This is a genomic window from Streptomyces sp. BF23-19 (assembly GCF_041106355.1).
Classification (GTDB): domain Bacteria; phylum Actinomycetota; class Actinomycetes; order Streptomycetales; family Streptomycetaceae; genus Streptomyces; species Streptomyces virginiae_A.
In genome coordinates, this window is record NZ_JBGBPT010000197.1 from 1 (window position 1) to 1,370 (window position 1,370).

A 1,370-nucleotide genomic window follows, 5' to 3' on the forward strand; every position below is an offset into this window, starting at 1 on the left:
GTCGCCGTAGACCTCGCGCACGATGGAGCCCTCGGCGAGCTTCGCCGGGTACATGCCCAGACGCATGGTGCCGCCCAGGTCGCCCGCGCCCTCGACGAAGGCCAGCTGCTCCTCCATGGTCGAGATGACCGGGTGCGGGGTGGAGGCGTCGAACTCGGTGGAGTTCGCGTCCTCGATGCCCGCGAGGTTGCGCGCGGCCTCGATGACCACGCACTGCAGGCCCAGGCACAGGCCGAGGAGCGGGATCTTGTTCTCGCGGGCGTAGGTGATCGCGCCGACCTTGCCGTTGACGCCGCGGTCGCCGAAGCCGCCGGGAACGCAGATCGCGTCCACGTCGCCGAGCACCGCCGCCGCGCCGGCCGGGGTCTTGCAGTCGTCGGAGGTGACCCACTTGATCTGGACCCGGGCCTTGTTGGCGAAACCGCCGGCGCGCAGCGCCTCGGTCACCGACAGGTAGGCGTCGGGCAGGTCGATGTACTTGCCGACGAGCGCGACCTTGACCTCGTGGTCGGGGTTGTGGACCCGGTCGAGCAGGTCCTCCCACACCGTCCAGTCGACGTCGCGGAACGGCAGGTCGAGCTTGCGCACGACGTACGCGTCCAGGCCCTCGGTGTGCAGCACCTTCGGGATGTCGTAGATCGACTTGGCGTCGATCGCCGCGACCACGGCCGCCTCGTCCACGTCGCACATCAGCGAGATCTTGCGCTTGATGGAGATGGGGACGTCACGGTCGGCGCGCAGCACGATCGCGTCGGGCTGGATACCGATGTTGCGCAGGGCCGCGACCGAGTGCTGGGTCGGCTTGGTCTTGAGCTCACCGGAGGGGCCGATGTACGGGAGCAGCGAGATGTGCACGACGAAGACGTTGTCGCGGCCGACCTCGTGGCGGACCTGGCGGACGGTCTCCAGGAACGGCAGCGACTCGATGTCGCCGACGGTGCCGCCGACCTCGGTGATGACGACGTCGACGTCGTCGGTCGCCATGCGCCGGATGCGGTGCTTGATCTCGTTGGTGATGTGCGGGATGACCTGCACGGTGTCACCGAGGTACTCGCCGCGGCGCTCCTTGGCGATGACCGTGTTGTAGACCTGGCCGGTGGTGACGTTGGCCGAGCCGTCCAGGTCGACGTCGAGGAAACGCTCGTAGTGGCCGATGTCCAGGTCGGTCTCGGCGCCGTCGTTGGTGACGAACACCTCGCCGTGCTGGAACGGGTTCATCGTGCCGGGGTCGACGTTCAGGTACGGGTCGAGCTTCTGCATCGTGACCCGAAGACCGCGCGCCTTCAGCAGCGCACCCAGGCTGGAGGCCGTCAGGCCCTTGCCGAGGGAGGAAGCGACACCCCCGGTGACGAAGATGTGCTTGGTCGTCA

The 1,370-nt window shown here is 68.2% G+C and carries 1 protein-coding gene; it reads right to left on the reverse strand.

Annotated elements, in window-relative coordinates; translation table 11 throughout:
* Positions 1 to 1,370: CTP synthase (locus tag AB8A24_RS43285; RefSeq protein ID WP_369479245.1), on the reverse strand; the 1,370-nt coding region annotated here is incomplete at both ends.